The 20,871-nt window shown below is 71.6% G+C and carries 23 protein-coding genes; 12 read left to right on the top strand and 11 right to left on the bottom strand.

Going from position 1 to position 20,871, the window contains the following annotated elements:
- Window positions 1–26: 26 nt before the first annotated feature.
- The 5 genes from ACIQAC_RS38990 to amaP are packed head-to-tail and all read left to right on the top strand — an operon-like array spanning window position 27 to window position 2,415.
- Window positions 27–512: an Asp23/Gls24 family envelope stress response protein gene (locus ACIQAC_RS38990; RefSeq protein ID WP_402200148.1), complete on the top strand. Its 486-nt coding sequence runs from the start codon at window positions 27–29 to the stop codon at window positions 510–512.
- 40 nt (window positions 513–552) lie between these two features.
- Window positions 553–738, top strand: coding sequence for a hypothetical protein (locus tag ACIQAC_RS38985; protein WP_208779522.1), 186 nt, complete (start codon window positions 553–555; stop codon window positions 736–738).
- A gap of 20 nt (window positions 739–758) precedes the next feature.
- Window positions 759–1,157: an Asp23/Gls24 family envelope stress response protein gene (locus ACIQAC_RS38980; RefSeq protein WP_402200145.1), complete on the top strand. Its 399-nt coding sequence runs from the start codon at window positions 759–761 to the stop codon at window positions 1,155–1,157.
- A complete protein-coding gene (locus tag ACIQAC_RS38975) occupies window positions 1,154–1,831 on the top strand; it encodes a DUF6286 domain-containing protein (RefSeq protein ID WP_402200144.1) in 678 nt (225 codons plus the stop codon). Before ACIQAC_RS38980 ends, ACIQAC_RS38975 begins: the two co-directional genes overlap by 4 nt.
- 5 nt (window positions 1,832–1,836) lie before the next feature.
- Window positions 1,837–2,415 (top strand): alkaline shock response membrane anchor protein AmaP, encoded by a 579-nt coding sequence (gene amaP / locus ACIQAC_RS38970; protein ID WP_402200142.1) that lies wholly within the window; start codon window positions 1,837–1,839, stop codon window positions 2,413–2,415.
- A gap of 121 nt (window positions 2,416–2,536) precedes the next feature.
- On the opposite strand, the gene ACIQAC_RS38965 is transcribed toward amaP, so the two are convergent.
- The 5 genes from ACIQAC_RS38965 to ACIQAC_RS38945 all read right to left on the bottom strand — a co-directional run bounded on the left by ACIQAC_RS38965 (window position 2,537) and on the right by ACIQAC_RS38945 (window position 7,494).
- Window positions 2,537–3,292, bottom strand: coding sequence for an SDR family oxidoreductase (locus tag ACIQAC_RS38965; RefSeq protein WP_402200139.1), 756 nt, complete (start codon window positions 3,290–3,292; stop codon window positions 2,537–2,539).
- Between the two features lie 5 nt (window positions 3,293–3,297).
- Complete coding sequence (locus tag ACIQAC_RS38960; protein WP_402200234.1) at window positions 3,298–5,073, bottom strand: glycoside hydrolase family 15 protein; 1,776 nt, start codon at window positions 5,071–5,073, stop codon at window positions 3,298–3,300.
- 198 nt (window positions 5,074–5,271) lie between these two features.
- On the bottom strand, window positions 5,272–6,069 hold the full coding sequence (locus tag ACIQAC_RS38955) for an SURF1 family protein (RefSeq protein ID WP_402200137.1): 798 nt from the start codon (window positions 6,067–6,069) through the stop codon (window positions 5,272–5,274).
- A gap of 102 nt (window positions 6,070–6,171) precedes the next feature.
- Window positions 6,172–6,405 (bottom strand): hypothetical protein, encoded by a 234-nt coding sequence (locus ACIQAC_RS38950; RefSeq protein ID WP_402200134.1) that lies wholly within the window; start codon window positions 6,403–6,405, stop codon window positions 6,172–6,174.
- Between the two features lie 78 nt (window positions 6,406–6,483).
- Complete coding sequence (locus ACIQAC_RS38945) at window positions 6,484–7,494, bottom strand: DEDDh family exonuclease (RefSeq protein ID WP_402200131.1); 1,011 nt, start codon at window positions 7,492–7,494, stop codon at window positions 6,484–6,486.
- Between the two features lie 241 nt (window positions 7,495–7,735).
- Between ACIQAC_RS38945 and ACIQAC_RS38940 the strand changes: the two genes are divergently transcribed.
- The 3 genes from ACIQAC_RS38940 (at window position 7,736) to ACIQAC_RS38930 (ending at window position 10,106) form a co-directional block, all read left to right on the top strand.
- Window positions 7,736–8,446 (top strand): VIT family protein, encoded by a 711-nt coding sequence (locus ACIQAC_RS38940; RefSeq protein WP_402200129.1) that lies wholly within the window; start codon window positions 7,736–7,738, stop codon window positions 8,444–8,446.
- Window positions 8,447–8,550: 104 nt separating this feature from the next.
- Window positions 8,551–9,423: a sterol desaturase family protein gene (locus tag ACIQAC_RS38935; protein ID WP_402200126.1), complete on the top strand. Its 873-nt coding sequence runs from the start codon at window positions 8,551–8,553 to the stop codon at window positions 9,421–9,423.
- A complete protein-coding gene (locus ACIQAC_RS38930; RefSeq protein ID WP_402200124.1) occupies window positions 9,420–10,106 on the top strand; it encodes a lysoplasmalogenase in 687 nt (228 codons plus the stop codon). Before ACIQAC_RS38935 ends, ACIQAC_RS38930 begins: the two co-directional genes overlap by 4 nt.
- Before the next feature lie 108 nt (window positions 10,107–10,214).
- Here the strand turns inward: ACIQAC_RS38930 and ACIQAC_RS38925 are convergent, their stop codons facing one another.
- From ACIQAC_RS38925 to ACIQAC_RS38915, 3 genes are all read right to left on the bottom strand, one after another.
- Entirely contained in the window at window positions 10,215–11,228 is a 1,014-nt protein-coding gene (locus tag ACIQAC_RS38925; RefSeq protein ID WP_402200121.1) for a CopD family protein, read from the bottom strand.
- Window positions 11,229–11,394: 166 nt separating this feature from the next.
- Window positions 11,395–12,912 carry a S8 family peptidase gene (locus tag ACIQAC_RS38920; RefSeq protein ID WP_402200119.1) on the bottom strand — a complete coding sequence of 506 codons (1,518 nt, stop codon included), beginning with the start codon at window positions 12,910–12,912 and terminating at the stop codon, window positions 11,395–11,397.
- Between the two features lie 98 nt (window positions 12,913–13,010).
- Entirely contained in the window at window positions 13,011–14,537 is a 1,527-nt protein-coding gene (locus ACIQAC_RS38915; RefSeq protein ID WP_402200116.1) for a S8 family peptidase, read from the bottom strand.
- 377 nt (window positions 14,538–14,914) lie between these two features.
- Here ACIQAC_RS38915 and ACIQAC_RS38910 point away from each other — a divergent pair, with 377 nt between their 5' ends.
- From ACIQAC_RS38910 to moaA, 3 genes are all read left to right on the top strand, one after another.
- Window positions 14,915–15,271, top strand: a complete 357-nt coding sequence (locus ACIQAC_RS38910) for a DUF485 domain-containing protein (RefSeq protein ID WP_402200115.1) — start codon at window positions 14,915–14,917, stop codon at window positions 15,269–15,271.
- Window positions 15,268–16,905 (top strand): cation acetate symporter, encoded by a 1,638-nt coding sequence (locus ACIQAC_RS38905; protein WP_402200113.1) that lies wholly within the window; start codon window positions 15,268–15,270, stop codon window positions 16,903–16,905. Before ACIQAC_RS38910 ends, ACIQAC_RS38905 begins: the two co-directional genes overlap by 4 nt.
- Window positions 16,906–17,069: 164 nt before the next feature.
- Window positions 17,070–18,059 carry a GTP 3',8-cyclase MoaA gene (moaA, locus tag ACIQAC_RS38900; RefSeq protein ID WP_402200112.1) on the top strand — a complete coding sequence of 330 codons (990 nt, stop codon included), beginning with the start codon at window positions 17,070–17,072 and terminating at the stop codon, window positions 18,057–18,059.
- Window positions 18,060–18,061: 2 nt separating this feature from the next.
- On the opposite strand, the gene ACIQAC_RS38895 is transcribed toward moaA, so the two are convergent.
- The gene (locus tag ACIQAC_RS38895) at window positions 18,062–18,298 is read right to left on the bottom strand and encodes a hypothetical protein (protein WP_402200109.1); all 237 of its coding nucleotides are present in this window, start codon (window positions 18,296–18,298) and stop codon (window positions 18,062–18,064) included.
- Between the two features lie 206 nt (window positions 18,299–18,504).
- The gene (locus ACIQAC_RS38890; protein ID WP_402200107.1) at window positions 18,505–18,885 is read right to left on the bottom strand and encodes a DUF3099 domain-containing protein; all 381 of its coding nucleotides are present in this window, start codon (window positions 18,883–18,885) and stop codon (window positions 18,505–18,507) included.
- 244 nt (window positions 18,886–19,129) lie between these two features.
- Here ACIQAC_RS38890 and ACIQAC_RS38885 point away from each other — a divergent pair, with 244 nt between their 5' ends.
- Window positions 19,130–19,411, top strand: coding sequence for a GlsB/YeaQ/YmgE family stress response membrane protein (locus ACIQAC_RS38885; protein ID WP_402200104.1), 282 nt, complete (start codon window positions 19,130–19,132; stop codon window positions 19,409–19,411).
- A 175-nt stretch (window positions 19,412–19,586) separates the two neighbouring features.
- Here ACIQAC_RS38885 and tyrS read toward each other — a convergent pair whose 3' ends face one another.
- A complete protein-coding gene (gene tyrS / locus ACIQAC_RS38880) occupies window positions 19,587–20,855 on the bottom strand; it encodes a tyrosine--tRNA ligase (RefSeq protein ID WP_402200101.1) in 1,269 nt (422 codons plus the stop codon).
- Between the last annotated feature and the right edge of the window lie 16 nt (window positions 20,856–20,871).

The following is a 20,871-nucleotide window of genomic DNA, read 5'->3' as shown; positions in this document are numbered from 1 at the left end:
GCGACGAGCGAAAGGGACGCAGGGCGATGACCGATACGACGGACCGCAACCGGACCCAGGGCGCCGACGGCGAGAGCGAGACGCCCGTACAGACGCGCAAGACCACCAAGCGTGGTGGCGGTGACCCCGCGGGCCGCGGCCGGACCACCATCGCCGACGGAGTCGTGGAGAAGATCGCCGGACTCGCCGCGCGGGACGTCATCGGCGTACACGCCATGGGCAGCGGCCTGAGCCGCACGTTCGGCGCCGTGCGCGACCGGGTGCCCGGCGGTTCGAAGGCGGTGACACGCGGGGTGAAGGCCGAGGTCGGCGAGGTGCAGACCGCGCTGGACCTGGAGATCGTCGTCGACTACGGCGTGTCGATCGCCGACGTCGCGAAGGACGTCCGCGAGAACGTCGTCGCGGCGGTCGAGCGGATGACCGGCCTGGAGGTCGTCGAGGTCAACATCGCGGTCAGCGACGTGAAGCTGCCCGACGAGGAGGACGACGAGCCGGAGCCCCGGATCCAGTGACCCGGCGACCGTACGAACGCACCGCTGAGGGGAGCGCACGATGAGCATGGCCGTGGTCGGAATGATCGCGGGGATGGCGCTGGGGTTCGCCGGGTACTTCGGTGGCTTCGGTGCCTTTCTGCTGGTGGCGGCGCTGGGCGCCATCGGTTTTGTCGCGGGCCGGTTCCTTGAGGGGGACCTGGAGCTCGGTGACTTCTTCCGTTCGCGCGACGACCGCCGGCGGTGACGTCCGTGAGCGGTGCGTCCGTGACCGGTGCGACCGGGGACGTGGAGCCGCGCGGGACCGTACCGCCGGGTGAGCGTGGCGCCACCCGGATCGCCGACCGGGTCGTCGCGAAGATCGCCGCCCAGGCGGCGCGCGAGGCGGTCGGCCCGCTGCCCGAGGACGCCGCACGCCCCCACGCCACCGTGGTGATCCGCCCGCACGCCCACGGCCCCGACGAGGCGCCGGGCGACGCCGCCCACATCCACCTCCATCTCGAACTCGGCTATCCCGCCGACATCGCGGCCCGCTGCCGCGCGGTGCGTCGGCATGTCGTCGAGCGGGTAGGCGCGTTGGTGGGCATGGAGGTTCCGGAGGTCGCCGTCGACGTGGAGCGGTTGCATCTGCCGACGGCGCACGGCGCGCAGGGGAGGACGCGATGAGCGAGTCCCAGGGCTCCGAGGGCACCACAAGACGGCTGCCGGTCCTGGAGAAGGAGACCGACCCACCACTCGACCAGTCCGCGTCGGCGGCCGACTACGACCCGCCGCCCGTCCTCGACGGCGACAACGGCGAGCAGCACCGCTTCTGGTCGGCCCGCCGCGTCCCCGCCGCCGTAGTCGCCCTGCTGCTCCTGGCCGTTGTCGGCCTGTTCCTCTACGACGTCGCCGCCGTACGGGCCGGCCGCCCCGCCATGCACTGGCGCCGCGAACTGGCCACGCAACTCGCCGAACGGCCGCTCTACGACACCTGGGTACTGGCCGGCGCGGCCGTCGCCGCCGTCCTCGGCCTCTGGCTGCTCGTCCTCGCCGCGACCCCCGGCCTGCGGGGTGTACTCCCGATGCGGCGCACCCACACCGACGTCCGGGCCGGACTGCACCGGCCCGCCGCCGCGCTGGTGCTGCGCGACCGCGCGATGGAGGTGTCCGGCGTGCAGTCGGTGCGGGTCCGGATGGGCCGCCGGCGGGCCGACGTCCGCGCGGTGTCGCACTTCCGCCCGCTCGACGAGGTGCGCGCCGACCTCGACGGCGCCCTCGCCGAGGGAATCCGGGGCCTTGGCCTGTCCCGGCCGCCCGCACTCGCGGTGCACGTCCGCCGACCCGGCCGGAAGGGGTGAGTACGGTGCTCAGGACCGTCAACCGGGTACTGCTCGGCGTCATCGGCCTCGTGCTGCTGGTGCTCGGCGGTTCGGTGCTGGCCGTCGGCCTCGGCCTCGACGCGCCGTCCTGGTGGATCCACGACAGCTCCGACGACGTCCTGCTCAGTGACGCCGAGCGGACCCGCTGGCGGGACTCCGGCTGGTGGTGGCCCGTGGTGATCGCCGTCCTCGCCGTACTCCTGCTGCTCCTCCTGTGGTGGCTCACGGCGGCCCTGCGGCGGCGCCGGCTCGCCGAGGTGCTCGTCGACACCGGCGACGGCGAGGGCGCCCTGCTGCGGGGACGCGCGATGGAACACGTCCTCGCCGAAGAAGCCGCCGCCCTCGACGGCGTCGAGACGGCCCACGTACGGCTCAAGGGCCGCCGGTCGAGCCCCGGGGCCCGCGTACGCCTTCAGCTGGAACCGCACGTGGACCCCGCGACCGCCCTGGCCCATGTGACCGAGCAGGCGCTCGCGCACGCCCGGGACTCGGCGGGCCTCGCCTCCCTGCCGGCGGAGGTCCGGCTGCGGGGCGTCAAACACCGGGCCGAGCGGGTGAGTTGAGGGCGGGCCCGGCGCTGGACCGACTTGGCGCCACCGGCGCTGGACCGGCTCGGCCCCCCGGCACCGACCCGCCCCGGCACCGACCCGCCCCGGCACCGACCCGCCCCGGTGCCGGCCCCGCTCAGAACCCGTGGCGCGAGCCGCCGTCCACCGACATCATCACGCCGGTGACGTAGGAGGCCGCCGGCGACAGCAGGAAGGCCGCCGTCCGTCCGAACTCCTCGGGCTTCCCGTACCGCCGCAGCGGGATCCGGGACTCGTTGGCCAGGCGGGTGGCCGCCGGGTCGGCGGACAGCGCGTCCAGCTCGCGCACCCGGTCGGTGTCGATCCGCCCCGGCAGCAGCCCCAGCACACGGACACCGTGCGGCCCCAGCTCGTCCGACAGCGACTTGGCGAACCCGGCGAGGCCCGGCCGCAGCCCGTTGGAGATGGTCAGTCCGGCTATCGGCTCGTACACCGAACCCGACAGCACGAACCCGATGACACCGCCGGCCGCCAGCTCGCCGGCCGCCGCGCGGGCGAGCCGTACCGCGCCCAGGAACACCGACTCGAACGACGCCTGCCACTGCTCGTCGGTGATGTCCGCGGCGAACCCGGGGGCCGGGCCGCCGACGCTGACGACGATGCCGTGGAAGCCGCCGAACCGCTCCCGCGCGGTGGCGATCAGCCGCTCCGCCGCCTCCGGGTCGGCGTTGTCCACGGCGAGACCGGCCGCGTTCTCGCCCAGGTCCGCCACCGCCTCGGCGACCCGCTCCTCGTCGCGCCCCGTGACGACCACCTTCGCCCCGTCGGCGACCAGCTCGCGGGCGATCGCGTTGCCCAGCCCGCGCGTGGCCCCGGTGACGACGTACACCCGGTCCTTCAGTCCAAGATCCATGGCCCCTATCCTGCCCCGTCGCCCCCGAACAGGGCGAGGGCCGTGTTCACCAGGCCGATATGGCTGAAGGCCTGCGGGAAGTTGCCGAGGTGGCGGCCGGTGTCCGGGTCGTACTCCTCGGACAGCAGACCCACGTCGTTGGCGAGCGCCACCAGTCGCTCGAACAGCGCCCGCGCCTCCCGCGTACGCCCCGTCATGTGCAGTGCGTCCGCCAGCCAGAACGAGCAGACCAGGAACGCGCCCTCGCCGCCCGGCAGTCCGTCGACCGTGGTGTGCTCGGCGCTGTAGCGGCGCAGCAGCCCGCCGTGTTCCAGCTCCGCGCGGACCGCGTCCACCGTGCCCCTCACCCGCGGGTCGTCCGGCGGCAGGAAGCCCACGCGCGGGATGAGCAGCGAGGAGGCGTCCAGTTCGCGGGAGCCGTAGTACTGCGTGAAGGTGTTCCGTTCGGCGTCGTAGCCCCGCTCGCACACCTCGCGGTGCACCTCGTCGCGCATCGCGCGCCAGCCCTCCAGATCACCGCCCTCCAGCTCCGGATGCGCCTCCAGATCACGCACCGCGCGGTCGGCGGCCACCCACACCATCACCTTGGAGTGCACGAAGTGGCGCCGGCCGCCGCGCACCTCCCAGAGCCCCTCGTCGGGCTGGCGCCACCGCTCGCGCAGCCACTCCATCAGCGCGACCTGCAACGCCCAGATGCCGTGCTTGTCGGCGATGCCGGAGCGCCGGGCGAGCGAGAGCGAGTCCATGACCTCGCCGTACACGTCCAGCTGAAGCTGTCTCACGGCGTCGTTGCCGATCCGCACCGGCGTCGACGCCTCGAAGCCGGACAGCCACGGCACCTCCATCTCGGGCAGCCGCCGCTCGCCGCCGAGGCCGTACATGATCTGGAGGTCGGCCGGGTCGCCGGCCACCGCGCGCAGCAGCCAGTCGCGCCAGGCCTCGGCCTCCTCCAGATAGCCGAGTTCGAGCATCGCGCCGAGTGTGAGGGTGGAGTCGCGCAGCCAGCAGAAGCGGTAGTCCCAGTTGCGGACACCGCCGGGTTCCTCCGGCAGGGAGGTGGTGGGGGCGGCCACCACACCGCCGGTGGGCCGGTACGTGAGGGCCTTGAGCGTGATGAGCGAGCGCAGTACGGCCTCGCGGTGCGGACCCCGGTAGGTGCAGCGCGCGAGCCACTTCTGCCAGTCCTCGACGCTCGCGCGCAGCGCCTTGAAGGGGTTGGTCAGCGGCGGGCGCGGCTCGTGCGAGGGGTGCCAGGTCAGCACGAACGCGACCCGCTCGCCCGGTCCGACGGTGAACTCCGAGTGCGTGCCGTAGTCCGCGCCCCAGGTGTGTACCGGCGGCTCGCTGCGCAGCCACACCGAGTCCGGTCCCGCGGTGGCCACCCGGTGGCCCTCCGCGTTGCGCACCCAGGGCACGATCGAGCCGTAGTCGAACCGGATCCTGAGGGTGCCGCGGACGGTGACCCGGCCGCGCAGCCCTTCGACGACGCGTACGACGTCGGGGGCGTGGTCGCGCTGCGGCATCAGGTCGGTGACCCGGATCGCGCCCTCCTCCGTCTCCCACTCGGTGTTGAGCACGAGGGTGCCGGGCTCGTAGGAGCGGCGCGTGCAGCGGGTCGCGCCCTTGGGGGCGATGCGCCAGTGGCCGTTCTCCTCGTCGCCGAGCAGCTTCGCGAAGCAGGCGGCGGAGTCGAAGCGGGGCAGGCACAGCCAGTCGACGGAACCGTCCGTGCCGACCAGGGCGGCGGTCTGTTCGTCGCCGATGAGGGCGTAGTCCTCGATGCGGTTCGGTCGGTCGCGGCCGTCTTCGGCCGGCCGGCTCGCGGCGTTCTCGGTGGGCGGGTGCACGGCTTCCGGGTTCCCTGGCCGACGTGCCCGCAATCGGGCGTGCGGGCCGGGCGGGTGAACGCGGCTGTACCGGTGCGTGCTCCGTGCCTCCGACGCGGCTGTACCGGCGCGGGCTCCGTGCCTCCGGCGCCGCTACACCGGTGCGGGCTCCGCGTCCTCGGTGTCCTGGGCCTGCTGCGCGGCCTGGGCCCGGTCGCGGGCCTCGCGGCGGGCCAGGACGACCCAGCCGACCGGTACGGCCGCGGCGAACAGCCACCACTGGATGGCGTAGGCGTAGTTGAGGGCGGCGTCCTCGTTGCCCGGCCTGCCGATCAGCTCCGGCGTGTCGCCCTTGGGCTCGGGGGTGGTCTGCACGACGTAGCCGCCCAGCACCGGTTCGCCGAGGCGCTGGGCCTCCAGTTCGCTGTTGATCAGCATGATCTGCCGGTCCGGCAGGCCCTGGAGGTCCTTGATCCCGCTCGCCTCGGTCGTCTCGTCGGGCATCAGCCGCCCGGTGACGGTGATCTCACCGGCCGGCGGCGCGGGCACCTTGGGGAACACGGTCTGGCTCGGGCCGTCGGCCGGGATCCAGCCGCGGTTGACCAGCATCACCTTGCCGTCCTTCAGGACGAACGGGGTGAGGACGTGGAACCCGACCTCCTCGTCGGCGTTCACCCGCCGCCGGACGACGACCTCGTGCTCGGTGTCGAAGCGGCCCTCGGCGGTGACCGTGCGGTACCGCTCGCCGGTGGTGACGGTGTGCCCCGGGGACGTCATCCGCTCCACGGGCACCGGGTCGGCGCCGAGCGCGTCGGCGACCAGGTCGTTGCGCGCGGTGCGCTCCTCGTAGCGGTGCATCTGCCAGAAGCCCAGCCGGATCATCGTGGGGATCAGGACGAGGGCGACCAGCGTGAGGATCACCCACTGCCGGGACAACAGGAAGCGGTACACCCCACGACCGTACCTCTCGGGCCGTGGGGTGCTGGGAGGGGGGTGGTGCGTGGACACGGGACGGGGCCGGGGCGCTCGACGGGGTCCGTCGCCGTCCGCCGCTCAGACGCGGTCGACGATGCCCACCCGGCCCTCCGCGCGGGCGCAGTGCGCGCCGCAGTACCAGTGGCCCTCGACCTCGACGCCCTGCCCGATGATCTGGACCCGGCAGTGCTCGCAGATCGGTGCCATGCGGTGGATCGCACAGGAGAAGCAGTCGAAGACGTGCACCGCGCCCTGCGCGTGCACCTCGAAGGTCATTCCGTAGCTGTTGCCGCAAACCTCACATGTCGCCATGCGCCACAGGGTGGGGCGTCCCCGCGGCGCGGGCGAGCGGCGGCCGGGCGAGTCGCGCACAATCACCCGTCCGTACGGTCACCCCCGCGCGGCCGGTTCGACGTCCTGGAGGAGCTGGCCGAAGGCGGCCTCGTCGACCACCGGTGTGCCGTACTGCCGGGCCTTGAGGACCTTCGACGTGCCCGCGTCCGGGTCGTTGGTGACGAGCAGACTGGTCAGCCGGGACAGGCTGGTCGCGACATGCAGGCCCGCCTCGACCGCCCGGTCCTCCAGCAGCTCGCGCTCGACGGAGGTGTCCCCGGAGAAGGCGACCCGCATGCCCTGCCGGAGCCGCCCGCCCTCCTCGTACCGCCCGGGGTTGGGGTACGGGCACGCGGGGCGGCTGCGCGAGGGCCGCCAAGTACCGGGCCGGTAGCCGCCGTACGAGCCGTGGCCGGCGGGGCCGCCCGACTGCCGGCCGATCGAGGGCGCCGGCGTCTCCGACCACTCGGTGAGCGGCCGGCACTCCTGCAACGGCAGTTGTACGCCCGTCTCGGCGGCGGTCCGCAGACTCGGCCGGAACGCCTCCGCCAGCACCCGCGCGTCGTCCAGCGCGTGGTGCGCGCGCCGCTGCACCACACCGAAGTGCGCCGCGAGCGACTCCAGCTTGTGGTTGGGCAGCGGCAGCGCGAGCGTCTTGGACAGGGCGATGGTGCACAGCCGCTGACGGACCGGCGGCTCGCCGCTCGTGCGCGCGTACTCCCGGGCGATCATCTGCCAGTCGAAGACCGCGTTGTGCGCGACCAGCACCCGGCCGTCGAGGCGGCTCGCGAACTCCCCGGCGATGTCCTGGAAGAGCGGGGCGCCGTCGAGCTGCTCGCTCGTCAGACCGTGGATCCACACGGGCCCCGGGTCGCGCTCCGGATTGACCAGCGTGTACCAGTGGTCCTCGACGTCGCCGTGCGCGTCCAGCCGGTACACCGCCGCGGAGATTATCCGGTCGTGGCGGGCCAGTCCGGTGGTCTCGACGTCAACGACCGCGTATCCCCGCGGATACGCGGCCGGCCACGGTGCGGGGATCGACCCCGCGGTCATACGGTCTTCGAGCATGGTCACTGAGGATACGGGCCGCCACCGACAGTCCCGTCCGCCCGCCCCGCGGGTACACCGCGCGGGTGGCGAACGTCGCACACGCGCGCGTGGCTCGTCATCAGGACCGTTGGCCGGTAAGGGACTTCGCGGGGCCGTCCGCGGGTGACGTCCCGTCGACCCGCGGGTGACGCCCGGTCAGTGCGCACGATCCGACGAGTCGGTACGCCGACCGCCGTGCCCCGGGTGCCATCCTCGCGGTGTGACGGAAGCAACGCACCACGAGCCCCACGGCGACGCGCTCGGCGAGCGGCTGAACTGGCTGCGCGCGGCGGTGCTCGGCGCCAACGACGGCATCGTGTCGACCGCCGGACTCGTCGTCGGGGTGGCCGGCGCCACCGGCGACCGCTCGGCCCTGCTCACCGCGGGACTGGCCGGACTGCTCGCGGGATCCCTGTCGATGGCGGCGGGGGAGTACGTGTCGGTGTCGACACAGCGCGACTCCGAGAAGGCCGCGATCGCCCTGGAGAAGCGGGAGTTGCGCGAGCAGCCGGAGGCCGAACTGGAGGAGCTGACCGAGCTGCTGGAGGAGCGCGGGCTGTCCCGGCACGTCGCGCGCGAGGCCGCCGTCCAGCTGACACGGCGCGACGCGCTCAGGGCGCACGCGCGCGTGGAGCTCGGTATCGACCCCGACCGGCTCACCAACCCCTGGCACGCCGCCTGGGCGAGCTTTCTCTCCTTCACGGTGGGCGCGCTGCTGCCGCTGCTCGCGATCGTGCTGCCGCCGGCCGGCTGGCGGCTGCCGGTCACCGTGGTCTCGGTACTGGCCGCGCTGGTCCTCACCGGGTGGAGCAGCGCACGGCTCGGCGCGGCCGCCCCGGGGCGGGCGGTGCTGCGGAACGCCGGGGGAGGGGTGCTGGCGATGGGCGTGACCTATGTGGCCGGAACACTGCTCGGTGTGGCCGGTGTGTGAGGGGTCCATTGGTGGAGATCACCAACAAATCTCCTCGTACCGCCGGTAATACTTGTCGGTAACAACGTCTAGCCCCGGGCCGTTCGCCGCTCTACGGTTCCTGCATGCCGAACCTGCCCGATGTCGTGCTGTGGTCGATACCCGCCTTTGTGCTGCTCGCCGTGATCGAGATGATCAGCGTGCGCATCCACCCCGACGACGACGCCGCGGGCTACGAGACGAAGGACACCGCGACCAGCCTCTCCATGGGGCTCGGCAGTCTGGTCTTCGACCTGCTGTGGAAGATCCCGATCGTCGCGATCTACACGGCGGTCTACGAACTGACGCCCCTGCGCGTGCCGGTGCTGTGGTGGACGATCCCGCTGCTCCTGCTCGGGCAGGACTTCTTCTACTACTGGTCCCACCGCGGACACCACGTCATCCGCATCCTGTGGGCCTGCCACGTCGTCCACCACTCCAGCAAGAAGTTCAACCTCACGACCGCACTGCGCCAGCCCTGGACCTCACTGACCGTCTGGCCGTTCTACCTCCCCCTGATCGCGCTGGGTGTGCATCCGGCGGCGCTGGCGTTCTGTTCCTCGGCGAACCTCGTCTACCAGTTCTGGATCCACACCGAGCGGATCGACAGGATGCCGCGCTGGTTCGAGTACGTCTTCAACACGCCCTCCCACCACCGCGTCCACCATGCCTCCCAGGGCGGCTATCTCGACCGCAACTTCGGCGGCATCCTCATCGTCTGGGACCGGGTGTTCCGCTCGTTCGTCGCCGAGACCGACCGGCCGGTCTACGGGCTCACCAAGAACATCAACACGTACAACCCGGTCAAGGTGGCCACCCACGAGTACGTCGCCATCGCCAGGGACCTCAGGGCGGCCCGCAGTTGGCGCGAGCGCGCCGGGCGGGTGTTCGGCGGGCCGGGCTGGCAGCCGGCGGCACGGCGGACCGGGACACCCGCCGAAGAGACCGTGTCCGCGTGACACCCCGGACCGACCAAAGAGCGTCCCTGCGGCGGCTCCTGCCCGCGCTCCTCGCGCTCGCGGCCGTCGTCGACCTCGGCTCCCTGGCGGCCGGGTCCGAGGCCGGGCACATGGCCACCAAGCCGCTTCTCATGCCGCTGCTCGCCGCCTGGGCCGCGCTGCGCGGCGCGCCCCGGCTGCTGGTCGTCGCCCTGCTGTTCGGCTGGGGCGGCGACGTCCTGCTGCTGTCCGGCGCCGAGCCCGCGTTCCTCGCCGGGATGGCCTCCTTCGCGGCCGGACACGTGAGCTACATCGTGCTGTTCCGGCGAAACGGCCCTCCACGCGCGCGTGCCGCGCTGCTCCTCCCCGGCTACGCGATCGCCCTCGTGGTCACCGTCGCCCTGCTCTGGCCCGACCTGCCCGCCGACCTCCGCGTTCCGGTCGCCTGCTACAGCGCCCTGCTGACGGCCATGGCCTGGTCCGCGGCCACCCGCGCCGGCCTCGTCGCGGGCCTCGGCGGCGCGCTCTTCCTGCTCTCCGACACCCTCATCGCCACCGACGTCGCCGACTGGCCGCAGCCGCCCCGGCCGGACTTCTGGATCATGCTGACGTACATCGCCGCGCAGGTGCTGCTGACGCGGGGTGTGTCGGCCGCGGCGGCGCGCACGGCCGAACCGGACGCGGTGCGCACGGCGGCCGGGTGAGCGCGGCGGCCGGGTGAGCGAGGGCCCACCAGCGGGACCGACCGGCAGGACTCACCCGTAAGACCGATCGGCAGGGACTCACCGATCGGCACGACCCACCCCCAGGCCCTACCAGCGGATCGGTACCGGCACAGCCGTCAGCAGTCCCGACACCGCCATCACCGCACCCAGCGCCACGACTTCGGCCCGCGCGGGCGTGTACGCGGTGAGGGGATCCGCCGCGCGGCGCAGCCGGACCCGGGCCCACAGCGCGAGCGCCGCGACCGTGGCGACGAGCAGCACCTTGGCGAGCAGCGCGCGCCCGTAGGCCGTCTCCGTGAGCTGGTCCAGCACCGTCTCGGGCGGCATCCGCCGCAGGGTGCTCCAGATGCCGGTCGCGGTGATCGCGGCGAGCAGAACGGCCGCCACGCGCGCGTACAGACCCAGCAGCGCCGCACCCGGGGCGGACCCACCGCCCCACAGCCGCAGGACGCGCAGCGCGTACAGCAGGCCGCCCACCCACAGCGCCGCGCACACCAGGTGAACCAGCGTCAGCGCCGAGCCGACGAGCGGGCTGTGTTCGGTCGTGGGGTGCGCGCGCAGGGCCTCCGCGACGGCCACCGCGGCCAGCGGCCACCACTGTGCGCGCGGGGAGCCCGCCAGCACGAACAGGCCGGCCAGCGCGAACGCGTTGACCTCAAGAAGGGCGAGCTTTCCGTCGCGGGACTCGTACAGGCCGCCCACGTCGATCTCGTCGAGACCGCCCGGCACCAGATTGCCGGTGGCCACCACCGAGGCCAGCCCCAGCGCCGCGAGAAACCCCGCGATCGCCGCGTACGCCGACCAGCTGCGCGGCCGGAGCCCCGGGGCACCCGGCAGCCGCCGGACGAGCCGGTGCACGAACAACTCGCCCACGGGTATGCACAGCGCAGCGAACAGCACCGTGCGCAGCAGCCCGATGCCGCCCGCGCCGGGAGCGGACGCCTCGCCGGTGCCGTGCAGGGCGGCGGACGGGCCGAGCAGCGGGATCAGCGCGCCCGCCGTCACCAGGAGGAGAACGGCGACGGCCCGGCCCGTCCCGCGACGCCGCTCCTCGGAGCCGCCCGTCCCGGAGGTCTCGGCGGTGGGTCGTATCAAGGTCACCTCAGGATCTTCACCAGCCGCGCACAGCAGGGCAAGTCCGGTTGCCCACCCCCACAGCGTGCCGTCGCGACCCCCGGCACCGCGCGCAAAGGGCCGGACGGCGTACCGTCCGGCCCTCGGCGTGCTACTTGGCGGGTGCCACCCGCCGACTGCTGTGTGCCGACCGCTACTTGGTGACCGCGTCCAGGGCGTCCGCGGTGCCCCAGCCGTAGAAGCCGTTGCGGTTCTTCGAGCCCTCGCACACCGCGTCGACCTTGCCGTCGCCGTTGATGTCGTACGGGTTGGTGCACGCCGTGGCGTCGGCCTGCGCGTACAGCAGCGCCTTCACCAGCGCCGGCGGGGCCCACGGGTGCGTCGACTTGATGAGCGCGGCGACACCCGCGACATGCGGCGACGCCATCGACGTACCGGCCATGTAACCCCACCTGCCGCCGGGCAGCGTGCCCAGGATCAGACCGCTGGTGGCCGGCGGGGCCGGGGTCTGGTAGGCCGTCGAGTCGCCGCCGGGCGCGGCGATGTCGACCACGCCCAGACCGTGGTTGGAGAAGGACGACTTGAGGTTCTTGGCGCCGGTCGAGGCGACCGTGACGACACCCGGCAGCTGGGTCGGTATGTCGAGGCACTCGGACGGGTCGATCACCCGGTCCGAGGGCGTGGAGTCGTTGGGCGAGACCGGGTCGGTGATCTCGTCGGCGGAGAGGTCGTAGTTCTCGTTGCCGGCCGCGGCGACGTTGACCGCGCCCTTCTTCTCCGCGTACTTCGACGCCCGGGTGATGGCCTCCACGAGCGCCTTCTGGTCCGGGTCGTTCTTGCAGTTGAAGTACCAGGGGTCGGTGTAATAGCTGTTGTTCGTCACGTCGACGCCGTGCTCGGCCGCCCACACGAAGCCGCAGACGACGGCCTCCGTGTAGAAGAAGCCGGCGGTCGTCGACACCTTGATGCCGGAGACCTTCACACCCGGCGCGACACCCGTCATGCCGATGCCGTTCTTCGCCGCCGCGATCTCACCGGCCACGTGGGTGCCGTGCGGGCTCTCCGCCGCGCTCGGCCGCCAGGCGCCGTCGGTGGTGTCCGGCTTGCCCGTCACACAGTTGACGGACGCCTTGCGGTCGAAGTTCGGGGCGATGTCGGGGTGGGTGTCGTCGACGCCGGTGTCGATCACGGCGACGGTCACCTTGCTGCTGCCCAGCGACTTCTCGTGCGCCTTGTCGGCCTTGATGGCCGGCAGGTCCCACTGCAACGGCTGGAGCGGGTCCTCGCCGGCCACGGCCTGCACGTCCGCCACGTCCTCGGCCGACAGCACCTTCGGCGTGCCGACGTCGGTCGTGGACTGCGCGGGCAGCGGCGCGGTGCGTGTCGAACCCGCCGACTGCACCCCCCGTACCTTGCGGATCGTCTTGGCGAAGTCGGCGTTCGCCGAGTGCACCACGATCACACCGATCTGGTCGTACGACTCGACGATCGTGCCGCCGGCCTTCTCGATGGCCTTCTTCACGTGCGACGACGAACCGCGGCCGGGGCTGACGTTGACGACGTAGCTCAGCGAGGTCGCGTCGGCCGTGACCGCTTCGAGGGGCTCGGCGGCGGACGCGGTCGCGTTCGGCAGCACGAGCAGGGCCGTCGCCATGGCCATCCCGACCGGGATCGCCAGCGCACGACGGTGACGCAGGTGAGGCGCTGTCATGGTGAGAGTGTCTCCACTTCGTTGGTGGCACGAGCGGATCGTGCGGGAAACGCGGGTGGCGCGGCCCCGGTTCGGCGGAGCCGCGCCCCAGGGACGTGCTACTTGACCGCGCGCAGCGCGTCGACGATGCCGGACCCGTAGAAGCCGTTGGAGCGCTTGCCGCCCTCGCAGACCGCGTCCTGGGTGCCGTTGCCGTCCTGGTCGTAGGAGTCCGGGCAGGCCGTGTCGGTGGCCTGGGACTTGAGCAGCCGCTGGAGCTGCGCCGGGGACGCCTTCGGGTGCTCGGACTTCAGCAGCGCGGCGACGCCCGCGGCGTGCGGCGAGGCCATCGAGGTGCCCTGGAGGAAGGCGTAGCCGTTGTTCGGCATGGTGGACAGGATGCGGCCGTTCTTCGACGGCGTGTCCGGGATCTGGTAGCGGCCGTCGCCGCCGGGCGCCGCCACGTCGATGACACCCTCGCCGTACGTCGAGTAGTACGACTTCAGGTTCTGCACCCCGGTCGCGCTGACCGTGACCACACCCGGCAGCTGGGTCGGTACGTCGAAGCACTCGTGCGGGTCGATGGTGCGCTCGACCGGCGTGGAGTCGTCGGGGCTGGAGGCGTCCACGATCGCGTCGGAGTCGAGGTCGTGGTTGGAGTTGCCGGCCGACGCCAGGTTCAGCGTGCCCTTCTTCTGGGCGTACAGCTGGGCCCGGTTGACCGCGTCGACGATCGCCTTCTGGTCGGGGTCGTCGACGCAGTTGTAGAGCCACGGGTCCACGTAGTAGCTGTTGTTCGTTATCTCGACACCGTGGTCGGCCGCGAAGACGAACGCGCAGACGACGCTCTCCGGGTAGAACAGCCCGTTGTCCGGGTCGCTCACCTTGATGCCGGACACCTTCACGCCGGGAGCCACCCCGGCGACGCCTATGCCGTTGCGGGCCGCGGCTATCTCACCGGCGACGTGCGTGCCGTGGTAGTCGTCCGCGGTGTACGGCCGCCAGGCGCCCGCGCTGGTGTCGGCCACGCCGCCCACACAGTTGGCGGACTGCGACTTGGAGAAGTTCGGCGCGAGGTCCGGGTGGGTGTCGTCCACACCGGTGTCGATGACCGCGACGGTCACCTTCGAGCTGCCGGGGTTGATCCGCGCGGCCTTGTCGGCGCCGATCGCGCGCAGGTCCCACTGGTCGGCCTCGAGGGGCTCGCTGCCCGGGGTGGCCGCCGCCTTCACCTTCGCGGCCTCGGCGGCCGTCAGGTAGTCGGCCGCGCCCTCGTCGGTGGTGCCCGCGGCGACCAGCGGCGTGGTGCGGGTGGCGCCCGCGGACTGGACACCGCGCGCCTTGCGGACCTGCGGGCCGAAGTCGGGGTTCGCCGAGTGGACGACGATCACACCGATCTTCGCGTACGTGGCCACGACGGTGCCGTCGGCCGCCGCGATCGCCTTCTTCACCGACTCGATGGTCCGCCGGTCCGTCCTGGTGTTGACCACGTACGCCAGGTTCGGCGCCTCCTGCGTCGCCCGGACGCCGGCCTCCGCGCGGGGGGCCGCCGTGGCGCTCACGGGCAGGAAGCCGAGCGAGGCGGTCAATGACAGTACGACGGGCACGGCGAGCGCGAGCCGGCGTCTGGAAGGCAGATGAGCCATGGGGTCTCCACATCATCCGGAAACGAAGCCGCCCGAAGCACAGGTAGTGCTCGGGCAGGTACATGACGGGCAGTGCACCGCTGAAGCTATCTCCCGAACTCGCTGGCCAGCAATGACCGGCGGCCAGTTCGGACGACGAGATGCGAAAGAAGTCGTGGCGGTTGAACCGGTCCTCGCGTGGCGCCGTGACGTTGGACAGGGAGCACGAGCACGATCGAGCTCCCCCCGCCGGATCACGCGCCCGGCCCGGCACGCCGCCGGCCGGTTCGCGGGATTCGCGTCAGCAAGAGGTCACCACCGCAATGCCCGTACCCCGACCGTCCCCGATCCCCGACCGCCTCCCGACACCCGTCGGCACCGCACAGCGAGGAGACTCCGTGGCCACCGAGACACCGCCACCCTCGAACCCAGAACACCGGCTCCCGTCCACCGAGGAGTTCGTCGAGGTGCAGCAGAGCGCGGAATTCGGTGAACTGCGCCGTTCCTACCGCTCCTTCGCCTTCCCGCTCACCATCGCGTTCATCGCCTGGTACCTGCTGTACGTCCTGCTGTCGAACTACGCGGGCGACTTCATGGGCACCAAGCTGTTCGGCAACATCAACGTCGCCATGATCCTGGGCCTCGCCCAGTTCCTCACCACCTTCCTGATCGCCTGGTGGTACGCGCGGGTCGCCGCGACCCGGTTCGACCCCAAGGCAAAGGCGATCAAGTCCCGGATGGAGGGCGGCGAATGAGCCCCGCAATCACGCAGGCCGGACAGATCACACTCGCGGCCGGCGAGGCGAGCGAGCACCGGACGCTGATCATCAGCCTGTTCGCACTGTTTGTCGTCGCGACCCTGGTGATCACCGTGTGGGCGGGCCGGCAGACCAAGGACGCCGCCGACTTCTACGCGGGCGGCCGCCAGTTCACCGGCTTCCAGAACGGCCTCGCCGTCGCCGGCGACTACATGTCCGCCGCGTCCTTCCTCGGCATCGCGGGCGCCATCGCGCTCTTCGGCTACGACGGCTTCCTGTACTCCATCGGCTTCCTGGTGGCCTGGCTGGTCGCACTGCTCCTGGTCGCCGAACCGCTGCGCAACTCCGGCCGCTACACGATGGGCGACGTCCTCGCCTACCGGATGCGCCAGCGCCCGGTCCGTACGGCCGCCGGCACCTCGACGATCGTCGTGTCGATCTTCTACCTGCTGGCCCAGATGGCCGGCGCCGGTGTCCTGGTCTCCCTGCTGCTCGGCATCACCAGCGACGGCGGCAAGATCGGCATCGTCGCGCTGGTCGGCGTACTGATGATCGTGTACGTCACCATCGGCGGCATGAAGGGCACGACCTGGGTGCAGATGGTCAAGGCCGTGCTGCTGATGACCGGCGCGCTGCTGCTGACCTTCCTGGTGCTGCTGAAGTTCGACTTCAACATCTCCGACCTGCTCGGCACGGCCGCCGACCAGAGCGGCAAGGGCGCGGCCTTCCTGGAGCCGGGCCTGCGGTACGGCGCCACCGAGACGAGCAAGCTCGACTTCCTCTCCCTCGGCATCGCCCTGGTCCTCGGCACCGCCGGACTGCCGCACATCCTGATCCGCTTCTACACGGTCCCGACGGCCCAGGCCGCCCGTAAGTCCGTGATCTGGGCGATCGGCCTCATCGGCGCCTTCTACCTGATGACCCTCGCGCTCGGCTTCGGCGCCGCGGCACTGATCACTCCCGAGGAGATCACCGAGTCCAACAAGGCGGGCAACACGGCGGCACCGCTGCTCGCCCTCCATCTCGGCGGCGTCGACTCCAACTGGGGCGCGATCCTGCTCGCCACCATCTCCGCGGTCGCCTTCGCCACGATCCTTGCGGTCGTCGCCGGCCTCACCCTGGCCTCGTCGTCGTCGTTCGCGCACGACATCTACGCCAACGTCATCAAGCGCGGCAAGGCCACCGAGAAGCAGGAGCTCGGCGCCGCCCGCTGGGCGACCGTCGGCATCGGCGCGGTGTCCATCCTGCTCGGCGCCCTCGCCCGCGACCTCAACGTCGCCGGCCTGGTCGCCCTCGCCTTCGCCGTCGCCGCCTCGGCCAACCTGCCGACGATCCTCTACAGCCTCTTCTGGAAGCGGTTCACCACCCAGGGCGCCCTGTGGTCGATCTACGGCGGTCTGGTCTCGGCGGTCGGCCTGGTGCTGTTCTCGCCGGTCGTCTCCGGCAAGGCCACGTCGATGTTCCCCGACGTCGACTTCCACTGGTTCCCGCTGGAGAACCCGGGCATCATCTCGATCCCGGTCGGCTTCCTGCTCGGCATCCTCGGCACGCTGCTGTCGAAGGAGGAGGCCGACAAGGACAAGTTCGCCGAGCTCGAGGTCCGGTCCATGACCGGTACCGGAGCCCACTGAGCAAAGGGTTCCCGGGGCGGCCGCGTCGTGATCGTAGAGATCTACGACGCGGCCGCCGCGTGCCTTGTCGGATCAGGCCCCCCGCGTTGTCGGTCCGGTCACGTAGGCTCGCAGTTGTCGGAAAGTATGCAATCGGCTGATCCGCTACGAGGGAGGGGGCCCACGTGCTCATCGACACCTACGGCCGAGTGGCCACCGACCTGAGGGTCTCGCTCACCGACCGCTGCAATCTGCGCTGTACGTACTGCATGCCCGAGGAGGGCTTGCAGTGGCTCGCCAAGCCCGATCTGCTCACGGACGACGAGATAGTCCGCCTGATCGACATCGCGGTCACCTCCCTCGGTATAGAAGAGGTCCGCTTCACCGGCGGTGAGCCCCTGCTCCGCCCCGGCCTGGTCGGCATCGTCGAGCGCGTCGCGGCCCTCGCCCCGCGCCCCCAGATGTCCCTGACCACCAACGGCATCGGTCTCAAGCGCACCGCCGCCGCCCTGAAGGCCGCCGGCCTGGACCGGGTCAACGTCTCCCTCGACACCCTGCGCCCCGACGTCTTCAAGACGCTCACCCGCCGCGACCGCCACAAGGACGTCATCGAGGGCCTGTACGCGGCCCGTGAGGCCGGACTGACCCCGGTCAAGGTCAACTCCGTCCTGATGCCGGGGCTCAACGACGACGAGGCACCCGACCTCCTCGCCTGGGCCGTGGAGCACGACTACGAACTGCGCTTCATCGAGCAGATGCCCCTGGACGCCCAGCACGGCTGGAAGCGCGACGGCATGATCACCGCCGGCGACATCCTGACCTCCCTGCGCACCCGATTCGACCTCACCGCCGAGGGCGAGCAGGCCCGCGGCTCCGCCCCGGCCGAGCGCTGGCTGGTCGACGGAGGACCGCACAGCGTGGGCGTCATCGCCTCCGTCACCCGTCCGTTCTGCGCCGCCTGCGACCGCACCCGCCTCACCGCCGACGGCCAGGTCCGCACCTGCCTGTTCGCGCGCGAGGAGACCGATCTGCGAGCCGCCCTGCGCTCCGACGCCCCGGACGAGGAGATCGCCAGGATCTGGCGCGAGGCGATGTGGGGCAAGAAGGCCGGAGCGGGCCTGGACGACCCGTCGTTCATCCAGCCGGACCGGCCGATGTCCGCGATCGGCGGCTGACTTCAGGGCGTCGCCGGGCCGTCCCACTCCTCGAAGCGCACCACGTCCTTCAGGAAGCCCCGCACGCCGAGGAACTGCGACAGATGCTCGCGGTGTTCCTCGCACGCCAGCCAGGTCTTGCGCCGCTCCGGCGTGTGCAGCTTCGGGTTGTTCCACGCCAGCACCCACTCGGCGGGCGTGCGGCAGCCCTTCGCCGAGCAGATCGGCGACACGGGATCAGGGGTCGGAAGGACGTTCACCGCTCGACCCTAACCCGGCCACGGCACGGGAATCACATGGCGCAAAAGGCGACGCCGAGCAGCCACGGGGGGAGCTGCCCGGCGTCGGTCCGTCGCTCCGACGGGGGATGCGGAGCGCGTACGAAGTATGTCACGGGTCACCGGTCGCCCGGCACCGGAACAACATGATTGATCTGAGCTTTTACCCGGCCCGGAAACCTGCTCGTTCAGGCCCGTCGCTCGCCCGGACCGGCCGTCTCGTCGTCCGTCACGGATTCCGCGAAGCCGTCGTTGTCCGCCCGCGGCGGCGCGATCATCGGCCTGGGCTGCACGGTCACGAACGTCGACGGCAGCCCCGGCGCGTTCTCCCGGCCGGCGTTCGCGATCACCACGGAGATGTACGGGAGGATCGTGCCGAGCACCAACGCCACGATGGCGACGTGCCGTTCGACGTTCCAGAGCACCGCCGCCATGACCACCGCGACGGTACGGACCGACATCGAGATGACATACCGGCGCTGTCTGCCGCGGACGTCGTCCTGGAGTCCCTGACGGGCTCCGGTGATCCGGAACACCTGGGCGCCACCACCGTCGCGCTGCTTCCGCATCACACTCCACCACCCCGCCCGCATGGGACTCGACCCGGCCCGAACCGGCCCGCACCAGGTCGGAACCCGGATCCGGACAGCCTCCACGTTACGCCGCGCCTCCGCCGCATTCGAGACCGGGTCACCCTGCGGCCTGCGTGAACGGTCTCAGCCGTACCACGTACGGGCGAGCCCGACATGCGCCGTACGGCGGACCGGCCGAGACTTGCCGTATTGCTCGGACGAGCCGTATCAGGAGGCAGCCATGGGCTGGTTGTGGGCCATCATCGTGGGATTCGTGCTCGGGCTGATCGCCAAGGCGATCATTCCCGGCAAGCAGCACAGCCCCCTGTGGCTGACGACGATCTTCGGCATGCTCGGCGCGATCGCAGGCAACGCGATCGCCCGGGGCGTGGGAGTGGACGAGACCTCCGGCATCGACTGGAGCCGCCACGCCTTCCAGCTGGTCGCCGCGATCATCATCGTCTTCCTGGGAGACATGCTCTACGCGGCAACGCTGGGCAAACGCAAGGCACAGCGCACCTGACAGGCACGGCACATCCCACCGCCCCTGACGGCAACGCCGCTCAGGGGCGGGGGGCTGTATCGATCAGCGGCTCCGCCGCGGGGCGCGACAAGCCACCACGCACCCGCACCCGGCGTACGACCCTGCACCCGGCGTACGACCCCGCACCCGGATACGACCCCGCGGCCAACGGCGGCTAGCCGCCCGTCACATCCACTGCCGCAAGACTCTTCTTCCCCCGCCGCAACACCAGCCACCGCCCGTGCAGCAAGTCCCCCACGGCCGGCACGGCATCCTCGGCGGCGACCTTCACGTTGTTCACGTAGGCCCCACCCTCCTTCACCGTCCGTCGCGCGGCGGACTTGCTGGCGACAAGCCCGACCTCCGCGAACAGGTCGACGACCGGAGCCAGTTCACCGACCTGGATGTGCGGCACCTCGGACAGCGCCGCCGTCAGCGTCCGCTCGTCGAGGTCCCCCAGCTCCCCCTGTCCGAACAGCGCCCGACTCGCGGCGATCACCGCGGCCGTCTGGTCCGCGCCGTGCACCAGCGTCGTCAGCTCCTCGGCCAGCGCCCGCTGAGCAGCCCGCGCCTGCGGCCGCTCCCGGGTCTGCTCCTCCAGCTCCTCCAGCTCCGCGCGCGACCTGAAGGACAGGATCCGCAGGTATGTCGAGACGTCCCGGTCATCCACGTTCAACCAGAACTGGTAGAACGCGTACGGCGTGGTCATCTCCGGGTCCAGCCAGACGGCACCACCCTCCGTCTTGCCGAACTTGGTGCCGTCCGCCTTCGTCATCAGCGGCGTCGCCAGCGCGTGCACCTCGGCGTGCGGCTCAAGACGGTGGATCAGGTCCAGACCCGCGGTGAGGTTGCCCCACTGGTCGCTGCCGCCCTGCTGGAGCGTGCAGCCGTGCCGGCGGTACAGCTCCAGGAAGTCCATGCCCTGGAGCAGCTGGTAGCTGAACTCGGTGTAGCTGATGCCCTCCTCGGACTCCAGCCGGCGCGCGACCGAGTCCTTGGTCAGCATCTTGTTGACGCGGAAGTGCTTGCCGATGTCCCGCAGGAACTCGATGGCGGACAGCCCGGCCGTCCAGTCCAGGTTGTTCACCATCACCGCGGCGTTCTCGCCCTCGAAGGACAGGAACGGCTCGATCTGGGTGCGCAGCCGGGTCACCCAGGCGGCCACCGTCTCCGGATCGTTCAGCGTGCGCTCCGCCGTGGGGCGCGGGTCGCCGATCTGCCCGGTCGCCCCGCCCACCAGGGCGAGCGGACGCAGCCCCGCCTGCTGGAGCCGGCGCATGGTGAGCACCTGCACCAGGTGGCCGACGTGCAGACTGGCCGCCGTCGGGTCGAAGCCGCAATAGAACGTGACGGGGCCGTCCGCGAGCGCCTTGCGCAAAGCGTCCTCATCAGTGGACTGGGCGAACAGCCCGCGCCACTTCAGCTCGTCGACGATGTCCGTCACGGTTCTCGCGTCTCCT

The organism is Streptomyces sp. NPDC088387 (genome assembly GCF_044753385.1).
In the GTDB taxonomy this organism is placed as follows: domain Bacteria; phylum Actinomycetota; class Actinomycetes; order Streptomycetales; family Streptomycetaceae; genus Streptomyces.
The sequence above is the reverse complement of the archived record's forward strand: the minus strand, read 5'-3'. Positions and strand labels throughout refer to the sequence as shown.

Coding starts and splice junctions, on each gene's coding strand:
- ACIQAC_RS38920 (WP_402200119.1), bottom strand. CDS start 12,912: ATGACAGCGCCTCACCTGCGTCACCGTCGTGCGCTGGCGATCCCGGTC.
- ACIQAC_RS38935 (WP_402200126.1), top strand. CDS start 8,551: ATGCCGAACCTGCCCGATGTCGTGCTGTGGTCGATACCCGCCTTTGTG.
- ACIQAC_RS38985 (WP_208779522.1), top strand. CDS start 553: ATGAGCATGGCCGTGGTCGGAATGATCGCGGGGATGGCGCTGGGGTTC.
- ACIQAC_RS38950 (WP_402200134.1), bottom strand. CDS start 6,405: ATGGCGACATGTGAGGTTTGCGGCAACAGCTACGGAATGACCTTCGAG.
- ACIQAC_RS38965 (WP_402200139.1), bottom strand. CDS start 3,292: ATGGATCTTGGACTGAAGGACCGGGTGTACGTCGTCACCGGGGCCACG.
- ACIQAC_RS38975 (WP_402200144.1), top strand. CDS start 1,154: ATGAGCGAGTCCCAGGGCTCCGAGGGCACCACAAGACGGCTGCCGGTC.
- ACIQAC_RS38890 (WP_402200107.1), bottom strand. CDS start 18,885: ATGCGGAAGCAGCGCGACGGTGGTGGCGCCCAGGTGTTCCGGATCACC.
- ACIQAC_RS38885 (WP_402200104.1), top strand. CDS start 19,130: ATGGGCTGGTTGTGGGCCATCATCGTGGGATTCGTGCTCGGGCTGATC.
- ACIQAC_RS38990 (WP_402200148.1), top strand. CDS start 27: ATGACCGATACGACGGACCGCAACCGGACCCAGGGCGCCGACGGCGAG.
- ACIQAC_RS38945 (WP_402200131.1), bottom strand. CDS start 7,494: ATGCTCGAAGACCGTATGACCGCGGGGTCGATCCCCGCACCGTGGCCG.
- ACIQAC_RS38915 (WP_402200116.1), bottom strand. CDS start 14,537: ATGGCTCATCTGCCTTCCAGACGCCGGCTCGCGCTCGCCGTGCCCGTC.
- ACIQAC_RS38905 (WP_402200113.1), top strand. CDS start 15,268: ATGAGCCCCGCAATCACGCAGGCCGGACAGATCACACTCGCGGCCGGC.